Annotated in this window: 10 protein-coding genes; 2 read left to right on the forward strand and 8 right to left on the reverse strand. The window is 65.5% G+C overall.

Annotation, left to right across the window (positions count from 1 at the left end; all coding sequences use genetic code 11):
* Positions 1-46: 46 nt before the first annotated feature.
* The 4 genes from C8J33_RS01315 to C8J33_RS01330 all read right to left on the reverse strand — a co-directional run bounded on the left by C8J33_RS01315 (position 47) and on the right by C8J33_RS01330 (position 3539).
* Positions 47-874: an anti-sigma factor family protein gene (locus C8J33_RS01315; protein WP_132662796.1), complete on the reverse strand. Its 828-nt coding sequence runs from the start codon at positions 872-874 to the stop codon at positions 47-49.
* A gap of 2 nt (positions 875-876) precedes the next feature.
* Positions 877-1365, reverse strand: a complete 489-nt coding sequence (locus C8J33_RS01320) for an RNA polymerase sigma factor (protein WP_132662797.1) — start codon at positions 1363-1365, stop codon at positions 877-879.
* Positions 1366-1564: 199 nt separating this feature from the next.
* A complete protein-coding gene (locus C8J33_RS01325) occupies positions 1565-2473 on the reverse strand; it encodes a metallophosphoesterase family protein (RefSeq protein ID WP_132662798.1) in 909 nt (302 codons plus the stop codon).
* A 79-nt stretch (positions 2474-2552) separates the two neighbouring features.
* Positions 2553-3539 (reverse strand): glutathione S-transferase family protein, encoded by a 987-nt coding sequence (locus C8J33_RS01330; protein ID WP_132662799.1) that lies wholly within the window; start codon positions 3537-3539, stop codon positions 2553-2555.
* A gap of 273 nt (positions 3540-3812) precedes the next feature.
* On the opposite strand from C8J33_RS01330, the gene C8J33_RS01335 reads away from it, so the two are divergent.
* The gene (locus C8J33_RS01335; protein WP_132447959.1) at positions 3813-4313 is read left to right on the forward strand and encodes a GNAT family N-acetyltransferase; all 501 of its coding nucleotides are present in this window, start codon (positions 3813-3815) and stop codon (positions 4311-4313) included.
* A 102-nt stretch (positions 4314-4415) separates the two neighbouring features.
* Entirely contained in the window at positions 4416-5282 is an 867-nt protein-coding gene (locus C8J33_RS01340; RefSeq protein WP_132662801.1) for an alpha/beta fold hydrolase, read from the forward strand.
* Here the strand turns inward: C8J33_RS01340 and C8J33_RS01345 are convergent.
* The 4 genes from C8J33_RS01345 to C8J33_RS01360 are packed head-to-tail and all read right to left on the reverse strand — an operon-like array spanning position 5279 to position 12170.
* Positions 5279-7360 carry a hypothetical protein gene (locus tag C8J33_RS01345; protein ID WP_132662802.1) on the reverse strand — a complete coding sequence of 694 codons (2082 nt, stop codon included), beginning with the start codon at positions 7358-7360 and terminating at the stop codon, positions 5279-5281. The two genes, C8J33_RS01340 and C8J33_RS01345, sit on opposite strands and share 4 nt — an antisense overlap.
* A gap of 10 nt (positions 7361-7370) precedes the next feature.
* Positions 7371-10232 carry a DUF4159 domain-containing protein gene (locus C8J33_RS01350; RefSeq protein WP_132662803.1) on the reverse strand — a complete coding sequence of 954 codons (2862 nt, stop codon included), beginning with the start codon at positions 10230-10232 and terminating at the stop codon, positions 7371-7373.
* Entirely contained in the window at positions 10229-11152 is a 924-nt protein-coding gene (locus C8J33_RS01355) for a DUF58 domain-containing protein (protein WP_165929702.1), read from the reverse strand. Before C8J33_RS01355 ends, C8J33_RS01350 begins: the two co-directional genes overlap by 4 nt.
* A gap of 4 nt (positions 11153-11156) precedes the next feature.
* A complete protein-coding gene (locus C8J33_RS01360; protein ID WP_110799344.1) occupies positions 11157-12170 on the reverse strand; it encodes an AAA family ATPase in 1014 nt (337 codons plus the stop codon).
* Between the last annotated feature and the right edge of the window lie 121 nt (positions 12171-12291).

Here is a 12291-nt window from a genome sequence, read left to right on the forward strand (position 1 = left end):
GAATATGATCCCCGGATGGAAACGTCCGGGGATTTTTTGTTTCAGGCTACATCACGTCCGCGATCGCGTCGGCAAGGTCCTTGAAGTTGGCGGTGGCGGACGGACCGACGACGACATAGGTGGCGCCCGGCTCGTTCCAGGAGATGAGCGCGAGGTCGTCTCGCATGCTTTCTATCATCCGGCCACTATCGTCCGTGGTTGGTGAGCGCTGGAAACAGATGGCGTAGACCTCGCCGTCCTCATCCTTGAAAAGCAGTTGTGCCGTCGGCTTGCCGGCGGCCACCAGCAGGCGGGCGCCCTGGAAGGTGAGCTTGTTCGCCGAGAGATCCGGAATGGCGAAGGACACGCCGGTGCTGGCGGTCAGCCAGTTGCGGATCTCCTCGTCGTTTTCGGCGGTGACCTCGACCAGATGGCGCGGCTGGCGTGAATAGACGCGGTGCGCATCCGTAACATCGTCGAGCCATGTGCGGGCCTTGACGACCGGCGTCGGCGGCGTGTTGTCGTCGATGGTGCGGCCGATGAGATAGCCGGTGGAGCCGCCGATGAGCAGCATGCCGCAGGAGGCGGCCAGCGCTCCGCGCCAGAGCTTGCGCCGTTGTTTCCGCGGTGCGCCGACCACGCGTTCCTGCTTGGGATTGATGTCGGTACCCTGACGGATGCGGCGGGCGAGCGACAGGGGCACGGGATCGTGCAGGAAGGCTTCGAAGCCGGAGGCGCCGAAGGCGCTGCCCTGTTTCAGGTGCTCGAGCAGGCGACGGGCCTCTGCATCCCTGGTCAGAAGCTGGTCGATCTCCCGGCGCTCGTTCTCGTCCACTTCGCCATCGAGATAGGCCGACAGCCGCGCCTCGATGGAGGGACTCTTCGTGTTCTGCAAGGTCAGGCCCTTCTCTCCGTCATGTCGGAGGCCATCGAAGCCAGCCGCGCCCGGGCGGTCGCCAGCTTGGTCGCGATGACATCCGGCGCCAGGTCCAGGATCCGGCCGGCGTCGCGATAGGTTCTATGCTCGACGGCAACCAGAAGGAAGGCGCTGGCAAGCCCTTCGGGCATCGAAATGATCATCTGCTGCACGGCGCCGGCAGTGGCCGCTTTCCCCGACGGGCTCTGGCCGTCCTGCAGATCGGCTGCCATGCTCTTGCGGCCCGTGGTCTCATCGCGCAGGGTGCGCGCCAGCGTGTAGAGCGCATCTTCCAGCCGGCCATGACCGTTCCAGACCGGCTGGCGTCCCGTCGCGCGCTCGCAGACCGTCTGCACAAGGTCATCGGCCTGAAGTCCGTCGCGCGTCAGGGTCAGCGCAAAGCGCCTCAACCTCGGCAGCAGACTGACGAGATCGCGGCTGATGTCGATCGTTTCCTGAGCTGGGCGCATCGCTTTCACCTGCGGAGGTTTAGTCCGGGCTCTTGACTGTCGGCGCTTCATGGTCGGCACCGAGCCATCGGCTCCCGTCTGTCGAACCGAACAGATATGAAACCATCGGCTGCTGCTTCGCAAGCCGAGCCATGGTTCTATCACGGTTTTTTGCCGATCACGATGTGGTGGCGCGGTGGTCGGTTCCGTTTTTGCGTGCTCAGGCGAGGAAACGCGTGGTTTCCGCCAGATGCACGCCCTGGCCGATCTCGTTCAGCTCGAAGCGCTCCCGAAGGAGTTTCCAGTTGCCCGGACTTCCCGAAATCGAAAAGAGGTTGAAGCCTGCGGGCGGCTTGGATCCGCCCAGACCTTGCGATGCCGAGGCGATGCCGACGACCGGGACGGGCATTTTCTGGCCGCGCAGCGAGTACACTGTGTTGAGATGGGTGTGGCCGTGCAGCACGAGTTCCGCACCGCCCGCCGAGATGGTGGCACCGAAGCGGCGGATACCGATCATGCGCTTGTGGGTGGGCGTCGCGCCGCGGATCGGCGGATGGTGGATCATGACGACGCGGAAGAGGCCGGCCTCTCCGGCGGCGCGCAAAAGATTGACCGTCTCGCGCGCCTGTCGGCGACCGAAATAGCCACTGGCGGCGAAGGGCGGTGTGGCGAGTGCCGTCGAGCAGCCGATGATCGCGACATTGCCGCGAACGCGCATGTAGGGATAGCAGTGGAAGTCCTCGTCCCACTCGGCCGGCGCGTCTTCGCCGCGCATGTAGGGATACCAAGCCTTCGTCGTCTTCTCGTAGGCGCCCGGCACATAGGCGTCGTGATTGCCGGGGATGACGGAGATGTTGCGCGGCTCGCCGGCGTCCTGCAACCAGGCCGTTACCGTTTCGATCTCGCGCGAAGAGGCGAGATTGACCATATCGCCGGTGATGGCGAGATGATCCGGGTCGATCCGGTCGATCGCATCCATCAGTGTGTTCAGCGTATCCCCCACCATATGGCTGCGCCGGTTGCGATGCCAGTTGATGAAACCGGTGATGCGTTTCGAGGCGAGTTCGCGAAGGGACAGGCTGGGGAGGGGACCAAGATGAATATCGGAGATATGCGCTAGTTTGAACATAGGTTCTACCTAGCGCATATCCTCGCAAAAGCTAACCGCCGCGGCACCCTTTTGCCACAATCTTGACCGGCACAGGCGATCAGGCCGCTGCCAGGCGTTCCCGGCCATGTGGGCTGTCGAGGTCGAGACGGGGACCTTCCGGCACGATGCCGGTCGGGTTGATAGTCTTGTGGCTCCCGTAATAGTGATGTTTGATGTGGTGCATATCCACCGTGCCGGCGACACCGGGGGTCTGGTAGAGATCCTTCAGGTAGCCCTGCAGGTTGGGATAGTCGGCGATGCGGCGGATGTTGCATTTGAAGTGGCCGACATAGACCGGATCGAACCGCACCAGTGTCGTGAACAACCGCCAGTCGGCTTCGGTCACGCGATCGCCGAGGAGATAGCGCCGGGTCGACAGCCGCTCTTCGAGATCGTCGAGCGTTTCGAAGATCGCCGTGACGCTCTCCGCATAGGCCTCCTGCGTGGTCGCAAAGCCGGCCTTGTAGACGCCGTTGTTGACGGTATCGTAGATGCGGGCGTTGAGCGCGTCGATCTCGTTGCGCAGGTCGGCCGGGTAGAGGTCGAGCGTCGAGCCGGTCAGCCCGTCGAAGGCGGCGTTGAGCATGCGGATGATGTCGGCGGATTCGTTAGAGACAAGCTTGTTCTGCGTCTTGTCCCACAGGACGGGAACGGTGACGCGGCCGGAATATGTCGGATCGGCACGGACGTAGATTTCGGAAAGCGCCTTTGCGCCGAAGAGATGGTCCTGCGTATCGCCCGGGCCGTCCTTGAACTCCCAGCCCTTCGACAGCATGAGGTAATCGACGACGGACACCGAGATCAGGTCCTCCAGACCCTTCAGCGCACGGAAGATCAGCGTGCGGTGGGCCCAGGGACAGGCGAGCGAGACATAGAGGTGGTAGCGTCCGGCTTCGGCCTTGAAGCCGGCTTCGCCTGTGGGACCCGCGCTGCCATCGGCCGTCACCCAGTTGCGGAACTGCGATTCGGAGCGCTTGAAATGCCCCTTGGTCGCTGCGGTGTCGTACCAGACGTCGTGCCAGATGCCCTCGACCAGCATGCCCATGGATCGGTTTCCTCGTTGTCTTTTCCAGTGTCTTCGATGCCACACAAGATAGGAGACCGGCAATGTCCGGACAGGCCTGTCGCAGTGAACGATGCGTTTTCACTTGGTGATGCATTTTTTTTCTGCTATCGGCGCACCAGCTTTTTCTTGAAAGACGTGAACATGCATTTTGCAGGAAACCCTCGACGACGCTGATGACCATGCTTTCGGGCATGCGCGGTCGCGCGTTGCCGTTCCCCATGTTTCGTTCGCCAATCGGGTTTCCCTATGTTCATGCACAAGCACGACCTCGTCTATCTGACGGAAGATGCCTCCCACGCCGCCGCTATCGAACTGATCAATGAGGAAGCTTTCGGCCCCGGCCGGTTTGCGCGCGCCGCTGCCCGCATCCGCGAGCAGGGGCCGCATGATCGCTCACTGTCCTTCATCTGCGCCGACGATGGAGAGACGATCGGTTCCGTCCGGATGACGCCCGTTTCGGCCGGTCCTGTCGCCGCCCATCTGCTGGGGCCCCTGGCTGTGCGGCCTTCCCACAAGAACAGGGGAATCGGACGGGAACTGGTGCGGATCGCCGTGGAGGCCGCCCGGCGGAAGGGCTCGGAGGCCGTGATCCTCGTCGGCGATGCTGCCTATTACCAGCCGCTCGGCTTCGAGCCCGTCTCCCGCGGTGCGCTGGCGTTTCCCGGCCCGGTCGATATGGCGCGGGTTCTGGTGGTTCCGATCGGCGCCGACATCCATGCGCGGCTTGCCGGCGAAATTCGCTGGCGCGGCTGATCGCGCCAATTGTCGGGCTCGGCGTAAGCGTTCCTCAATATCGTCTGCGTAGTGTCGGGGCGTGTCCGGATCCCGTGCCGGACGAAGCCAGGGTGCGCGTTCATGTCCGGTCTCAAGGGTCTCGTGCTCGCGTTCATCGTCTTTGCGCTCGGCTACCTCGGCGTCGCGGGCGACGAGCGGTGGTACCGCTTCAACCCGCCGCCGCCGCTGCCGCGCGCCGATGAAAGCGGCTTTGCCGCCGTCAACGGGATCCGCATGTACTATGCGGTCTACGGTAAGGGGAAGGGGTCGCCGATCCTGCTTGTTCATGGCGGTATGGGAAGCGCCGATGTCTGGGGTTTCCAAGTGCCGATTCTTGCCAAGACCCACGAGGTCATCATCGCCGACAGCCGGGGGCATGGCCATTCCACCCGCACGGATGCGCCCTTCACCTATCATCTCATGGCCGAGGATTATATCGCGCTGCTGGACACGCTGAAGATCGAGCGGACGGCGCTCGTCGGCTGGAGCGATGGCGGCATCATCGGGCTCGACATCGCCCTGCATCATCCGGGACGGCTGACGAAACTCTTCGCACAGGCGGCCAACGTCTCGCCGGACGGCCTTCTTCCCCAACCGCGCTTCTCACTGCACCAGTCCGACGGCAATCGTGACGAGACGGACTATCGCCGTCTCTCCTCGACGCCCGACGACTATCCTGCGTTTCGGGAGGCCATCGCCAAGCTCTGGGAGACCGAGCCTCATTATTCCGAAGCTGACCTGAAGAGCATCCGCGTGCCTACCCTGATCGCTCTCGGGGATCATGACGAAGCGGTCAGCCGTGCGCATTCCGAATATATCGCCCGCACGATCCCCGGCGCCCGGTTCCTTCTGCTCAGGGATGTCGGCCATAAAGCCATCTATCAGGACCCGGCAGGCTATGCCGCCGCTGTGATCGCTTTCATCGACGGCACCAGTCCCAAGAGCTAGCGGCCTTCGCGATACCAAGTGCTGGAGAGGACGAGGAGCAGCGCGGCGAGGCCGAGGAAGCCGGCGAAGAGCGGCAGCGAGTTGACGCCCTTCAGCACGGTTTCATCGGTCATGCGCAGCGACATCCGATTGGCATCGGCGACGCGAACCGGACCGCGAACGGGCAGGATGGCGGGTAGGTCGATGGTGCCGGAGGCATCGGCCACGCGGTGGACGAGCCCCTTCGTCTTCTCCGCCCAGGGCGCCAGCATATCCTCCGTCGAGACCGTTGCCTTGAACTCCGGCGCGTCCACGCTGCCGACATGGACGAGCGTCGTCAGGTCGCCATTGGCCACCTCAAACAGGCCGGTTTCGCCGGTGCGTACATCCGCGCGGTAGAGCCCGGGCTCGCGTTCGGTCAGGGTGACGTCCTGCGTTCCGCCCGAGGGCAGTGTGAGGCGCGCGGGGCCGGGATCTCCGGCAATGGTCTGGCGGGTGACCTCGAGCGTCCGGCCGCTGGCGCGTGCCGTCAGCGCTTCCTCTTCCAAAGCAGGTTCCTGCATCAGCCAGTGGGCCATGCGGCGATAGAGCGATACGCTGGGGCCGCCGCCCTCGAAGCCGCGCGCCCAGAGCCAGCCTTGATCGGATAGCAACATGGCGACGCGGCCCTTGCCGACGCGGTTCAGCACCAGCAGGGGCTTGTTGTCGGCGCCCTGCATGATCGTCTGTCCCTCAGGTGGATCGACATCGACGGTGCGGAACCAGCGGCCCCAATGCGGCGGCTCGCTATTGGCGCCCTCGAGCCCACGTGTCACCGGATGCTTCCGGCCCTCGTCGGTCAGTCGCGGGAAGAAGGCCTTGTCGTTCATCTGGCCGGTGGGGCTCGCGGGAAGGACGGCGGACAGAGGCGTGGTGGCGATCGAGTCGGCACCCGCATGTTCCGGGCCGGCGGCAATCAGCAGCGCGCCGCCGTTTTCGACATATTGCGCGATGTTGTCGTAATAGATGATCGGCAGTACGCCGCGATGCTGGTAGCGGTCGAAGATAATCAGGTCGAACTCGTTGATCTTCTCGATGAACAGTTCGCGCGTGGGGAAGGCGATCAGCGACAGCTCGTTGATCGGCGTGCCGTCCTGCTTTTCCGGGGGACGCAGAATGGTGAAATGCACCAGATCGACCGATGCGTCGGACTTGAGCAGGTTGCGCCAGGCGCGCTCGCCGGAGTGCGGTTCGCCGGACACGAGGAGCACGCGCAGGTTCTCGCGGATGCCGTCGAGAACGTGAACGGCGCGGTTGTTCGCCTCGGTCACCTCGCCGGCAAGCGGCGCCACGGCGAACTCCAGAATGTTGTTGCCGCCGCGCGGAACGGTGAAGCGGAACGGAATATCGGTGCCCGGTTCGGCCTGCTGCGTGGCGATCTGCTGGCCGTTGAGGCTGACCGTGACTTCGGCCGTGCCGGCAGGCGTACGGCCGTCGTCGATAACGCGGAAAGTGACGGCCTGTTCCTCGCCGACGATGCCGAAGCGGGGGCCGCTGATGACCTCGATGCGGCGGTCGAACTCGTCGGGCTGGCCCGTGATGAGGCCATGGATCGGCGCATCGAAGCCGAGCGGCTGGTTGATGTCGGGCACGTCGTGAATTTGCCCGTCGGTGATGAAGATGGCACCGCCGACGCGGGCCGGGGGCACGTCGGACAGCACGTTCGAGAGAGCCGAGAACAGGCGCGTCGATGGCGTTTCGGTGTCGGCATCGTCGGCGGCTTCCACGATGCGCGGCTCGATCTGCGGGAAGCGCGCAAGGCGCTCTTTCAGCGTCGCGAGCGCCTGATCGGTCATGGCACGCCGGTTGGCCGCGCCTTGTCCCACATCCTGGCTCTGGCTGCGATCGACCACCACGGCGACGATGGTGGAGAGCGGCTCGCGTTCTTCCTGAAAGAAGACGGGGTTGGCCAGCGCAAGGCAGAGCGCGGCCAGTGCCAGCGCGCGGAGCACAGCGCCGCGAACGCCGCGCCACAGTGACAACGCGACAAGAAGGGCAGCGAGGATCGACAAGGCGATCAGCACGGCCTGGGGAATGAGAGGCGAAAAGTCGATGGTCATTGATGGGCCTTCACTGGCCGAGCCGTTCGAGCAGCGCCGGGATATGGACCTGATCGGCCTTGTAGTTGCCGGTGAGCATGTACATCATGATGTTGACGCCCGAGCGGAACGCATATTCGCGCTGCATCTCGTCCGGCGGCACGGTCGGCAGCAGCGGCGCGCCATTGTCGTCGGTCGCCCAGGCGCCCGCCAGGTCATTGCCTGTGATCATGATCGGCGAGACGCCGTCGCCCGAGCGGGCAGGGCGCTCCGATTGCTCGCTTGTGCTCTGCGGCTGCGCCTCGATCCACAGCGGGCTGCCGGTATAGCGGCCGGGGAAGGAGGTGAGCAGGTAGAACGACTTGGTCAGCACATTGTCGGTTGGCACGGGTTCCAGTGGGGGAATGTCGAGATCCGCCAGGATTGCCTGCAGGCGCTCGGTGTTCGGGCTCGTGCCGGAGGCCGCCGAAAGGGAGGAGAGCTGGTCGCGCGTGTCGAAGAGCACGGTACCGCCGGCGCGCATATAGGCGTCGATCCGGCTGATGGCGGCAGGGCTCGGCATTTCGGCGTTGGCGGAAATCGGCCAGTAGATCAGCGAGTAGAAAGACAGTTCGTCCTTTGAGATATCGAGGCCGACAGGCGCGCCGGGCTCCAGCGTCGTGCGATAGGTCAGGAACTCGGTGAGGCCGGCAAGCCCGCGCTCGGAGATACGATCGACCTCGCTTTCTCCGGTGACGACATAGGCCAGATGCGTGTTGTCGAGATGGCCGAGAATTTCTTCGTCGCCGGGGCGGGTATCGTCGAATGGGCCTTGCGTGGGTGCTGCTTGTGTCGGCGGAATGGCTTGAGCCTGCGCTAGCTGGGGCGCGAGAGCGTTCACGCCGAGAGCGACGAAACCGATGGCCAGCATGGCGGTTGCCGTGCGCAGGCGGTTGGTGCGCGCGAACGTGCCGGCCATGAAGAGAACGATCAGCGTATCCACGAGCAGGAGAACCAGAGCAGCGGTGAAGAGAGCCGGTTTCATCGACCAGGCCTCGCTGCCGATCAGGGCTTCGCTGGTGTAGGGCATCGGCAGATCCGTGCTTTCGATCGGACGCAGGGTCGCATCCTGGGGCAGGAGATTGAGCGCAACGAAGCCTTCCTCGGAACCGTAGAGGCCGGGAGGATGCTCCACGTCGGCCACGGGCGTGACGCCGGCCGCGATCTCCAGCGGACGCGCGCCGCCCGTCTCGGTCACCAGCGTGCCATCGGCATTCATCAGGCGGTAGGGCGGCAGGGCCTGCGCCGCAGCACCGCCTTCGCTGGTGACGCCGCCGCTGCGCGACAGCTGCACGACGCGGCGTAGCATCTCCACGAAGTCGCCGGAGATCGGCAGGTTCGACCATGTTGCCTCTGCGCTGACATGGAAGAGAACGATGCGGCCGGCGCCCAGCGTGCGCGTGGTGACGAGCGGCGTGCCGTCGGCAAGGCTTGCCCAGGTGCGCTGCGAGAGGTCGGCGGTGGGTTCGGCCAGCACCTGCCGGTTGACGGTGATGCCTTCCGGGCGCGGCATGCCGGCGAAGGGGCTGGTGGCCGGGTAGGGCGCCAGCGGCTGGGGTTCCGACCAGGAGAGGGTGCCGCCGAGCGCGCGTTCGCCCTGGCGCAGGCGCACCGGCACGAGCGGGTCATCGGCCGGTGCAGCGGCAAGGCGCGGGCCGGCGAAACGCACCAGCGTACCGCCGTTCTGGATCCAGCGCGTCATGGCCGGCGTCGTATCCTCCGGCAGGCGGCCGATATCGGCCATAATGACCATCGACGGCTTCTGTTCGAGAAGCTGCGGCAGCGCGACGGCAAGGTCGGTTTCCGTTGGTTGGACGAGGTCGGCATAGGGCGCCAGCGCACGGTTGATGTAGTAGAGCGGCGACAGAAGCGGCTGGGACTGGTCGCGTGCCTCGCCGGAGAGAAGCGCCACGCGGCGGCGGCGGAAGCCGTCGTCCAGCAGGTAGGTGCTGCCCGCAGTGGCCAGGCCGTCGATGCCGATGCGCGCGAAATCGTTGCGCAGTTCGAACGGCGCCGTCAGCGTACCCGAGGCAGTGGCTTCACCCGCTGGGAAGATGATGCTGCCGTTCGAGATGGCCCGGCCGCGTGTATCGAAGGCGGTGAGCGCCACGGTGCGGGGGGCCGCGCTCTCAAGCCGGGTCGCGGTGATGCGCATGGCATCGGCCTCGTTGACGGCGCCCGTCAGCGCGATCGCATCGCCGCCATCACCCTCGATCAGCCGCAGGTTTTGCGGAGACAGGGATGCAAGGTCGCGCATGACGGTGTCGTCGCCCGACGCGATGCCGTCGCTGATGAAGGCGAGCGTGCCTGGGCGCGTGCCATCGAGCCCGGTGCGCAGAGCCGCAACGGTCTCGGTGCGGTTCGGGCGAAGCGGGCGTGGGGCGGCGGCGGCCAGCCGGGTGCGGGCGGCGGTGGCGGTGCCGGGCACACCGTCATTCTCGCGGTCTGCGGAAAAGACGATGGAGACGGGGACGTCGGCGGATTCGGCTTCCGTGATCAGCGCGTCTGCTGTGCGCACGCGGCGCTCCCAGTCGTTTGCCGTCGCCCAGCCATTGTCGATGACCAACGCCAGCGGCCCTGAAGACGACAGCGTGCCGACACGCGGATTGACCACCGGATCGGCGATGGCGAGGATGATCAGCGCCGCCATGAGCATCCGCAAGGCCGTCAGCCACCACGGGCTTTTGGAGGGTGTCTCCTCGCGTTTCAGCACGCTCGCAAGAATGCGCAGCGGCGGGAAAACCTCAGTCACGGGCTTGGGCGGCGTCAGCCGCAGCAGCCACCAGATCGCGGGCAGTGCGACCAGCGCTGCGAGCATCAACGGGCTGGAAAAGACGAAGGGCAGGACGCTCATAGCTGGCCCCCATGCGTGGCGCGTCCAGGCATGCCGGACAGGTGCATGTGAACGGAAACGAGGGCTTCGGAAGCGAGATGGTCGGTGCGGTGGGGAATGAAGGTCCAGCCCATGTGGCGCAGGCCTTGCCCCAGGCTGTCGCGGCGCGCGAAATAGGCGCGGCGATAGTCCTCGGCCAGAATTTCGGCGCGGCCGGCGGTCAGCTTTTCACCCGTTTCGGGATCGGTGAATTCGGTCCGTCCGGCGTAGGGGAAGGTTTCCTCGGCAGGGTCGGCGACTTCGATGACGTGACCGCGCATGCCGCGTCGGCCGAGTGGCCCGAGGCGTTCCATGATCGCGGGGGCGGGGTCGAGAAAGTCGCCGATCAGCACCAGATCGCTCCAGCCGCGGATCATACCGGTGGCCGGCAGTCCGGAGGAGAGGTCGCTGTGCATCAGCGCGGTCGCCAAGCGCTCGGCCGCATTGCGCGCGGACACCGGTTCCATCACGCCGGGGCAGCCGATGCGCTCGCCCGAGCGGGCGAGGATTTCGGCCAGCGCCAGCATGAGCACGAGCGCGCGGCTTTCCTTCGACACCGCGCCGAAACGGGACTTGTACATCATCGACGGCGACAGGTCGGCCCAGAGCCAGATCGTGTGGGCAGCCTCCCATTCCCGGTCACGAACATAGGTATGATCGTCTCGGGCGGAGCGGCGCCAGTCGATGCGCGACAGGCTCTCGCCATCGGAATAGGGCCGGAACTGCCAGAAATTCTCGCCGATGCCGCGCCGACGGCGCCCGTGCCAGCCGGAAATGACGGTATTGGCGATGCGGCGGGCTTCGACCATGCAGTCCGGCACCAGCGCGGCCCGGCTCTGGGCGCGGGACAGGACCTCGCCCGAGGGCGTGCGATCGACGATGTGCCCGACGGCGTTCACCATCCGGTCAGGCCTTGAGCGTCTTGACGAGGCCGGCGATGACGTCGCGCACCGACATGCCCTCCGCGCGGGCGGCAAATGTCAGCGCCATGCGGTGCTGCAAAACGGGTTCGGCGAGCGCTGCGATATCGTCGATCGAGGGCGCGAGCCGGCCGTCGTAGAGCGCGCGGGCGCGGGCGGTCAGCATCAGCGATTGGCCGGCGCGCGGGCCGGGGCCCCAGGCCACATGACGGTCGGTATCGGCATTGCCATGGCCTGGGCGGGCGGAGCGCACCAGGTCCAAGATCGCATCGACCACGGTTTCGCTCACCGGCATCTGACGAATGAGGTTCTGGATGCCCATCAGCTTCGGCGCGTCCAGCACCGCCTTGACGCTGCTCTCCTGCGTGCCTGTGGTCTCCAGCAGAATGCGGCGTTCGGCGGCAAGCTCGGGGTAATCGACATCCACCTGCATCAGGAAGCGGTCGAGCTGGGCTTCCGGCAGCGGATAGGTGCCTTCCTGCTCCAGCGGGTTCTGGGTGGCGAGCACGTGGAAGGGGCGCGGCAGGTCGTTGCGCTGCCCGGCGACGGTCACGTGATATTCCTGCATGGCCTGCAGCAGCGCGGACTGGGTGCGCGGGCTCGCGCGATTGATCTCATCGGCCATCAGCAGCTGGGTGAAGATCGGGCCCGGCACGAAGCGGAACGAGCGGCGTCCCGTCTCGTCCTGGTCCATCACTTCGGAGCCGAGAATATCGGACGGCATCAGGTCGGGTGTGAACTGCACGCGATTGCTGTCAAGGCCGAGCACGGTGCCGAGCGTGGTCACGAGCTTGGTCTTCGCAAGGCCGGGCACGCCGACGAGCAGCGCATGACCACCGGAGAGCACGGCAAGCAATGTCTGCTCGACCACGCTTTCCTGGCCGAAGATCACCTTGCCGACTTCCGTGCGGATGACCGCGATGTCGGCCAGTGCCTTTTCGGCTGCGGCCACGATCGCCTTGTCGTCGAGCGCGGCGTTCGCCGTGTTCATCAGTCCCATCGCTTAACTCTCCGCTCGCCCGGCGCCCTGGATGACCCTGATCCGAACGGGAATTCGAATCGCATCCGCGCCTGTTCCGTGTTCCATTTCAAACTAGCTATCACCTTCAGGCTGACAAGCC

It is taken from the genome of Rhizobium sp. PP-CC-3G-465, from assembly GCF_004343445.1.
In the GTDB taxonomy this organism is placed as follows: domain Bacteria; phylum Pseudomonadota; class Alphaproteobacteria; order Rhizobiales; family Rhizobiaceae; genus Ferranicluibacter; species Ferranicluibacter rubi.

Excerpts from the sequence above, each read along its gene's own strand:
- C8J33_RS01330 (WP_132662799.1), bottom strand. The coding sequence starts at position 3,539 with ATGGGCATGCTGGTCGAGGGCATCTGGCACGACGTCTGGTACGACACC.
- C8J33_RS01360 (WP_110799344.1), bottom strand. The coding sequence starts at position 12,170 with ATGGGACTGATGAACACGGCGAACGCCGCGCTCGACGACAAGGCGATC.
- C8J33_RS01320 (WP_132662797.1), bottom strand. The coding sequence starts at position 1,365 with ATGCGCCCAGCTCAGGAAACGATCGACATCAGCCGCGATCTCGTCAGT.
- C8J33_RS01335 (WP_132447959.1), top strand. The coding sequence starts at position 3,813 with ATGCACAAGCACGACCTCGTCTATCTGACGGAAGATGCCTCCCACGCC.
- C8J33_RS01340 (WP_132662801.1), top strand. The coding sequence starts at position 4,416 with ATGTCCGGTCTCAAGGGTCTCGTGCTCGCGTTCATCGTCTTTGCGCTC.
- C8J33_RS01350 (WP_132662803.1), bottom strand. The coding sequence starts at position 10,232 with ATGAGCGTCCTGCCCTTCGTCTTTTCCAGCCCGTTGATGCTCGCAGCG.
- C8J33_RS01345 (WP_132662802.1), bottom strand. The coding sequence starts at position 7,360 with ATGACCATCGACTTTTCGCCTCTCATTCCCCAGGCCGTGCTGATCGCC.
- C8J33_RS01325 (WP_132662798.1), bottom strand. The coding sequence starts at position 2,473 with ATGTTCAAACTAGCGCATATCTCCGATATTCATCTTGGTCCCCTCCCC.
- C8J33_RS01355 (WP_165929702.1), bottom strand. The coding sequence starts at position 11,152 with ATGGTGAACGCCGTCGGGCACATCGTCGATCGCACGCCCTCGGGCGAG.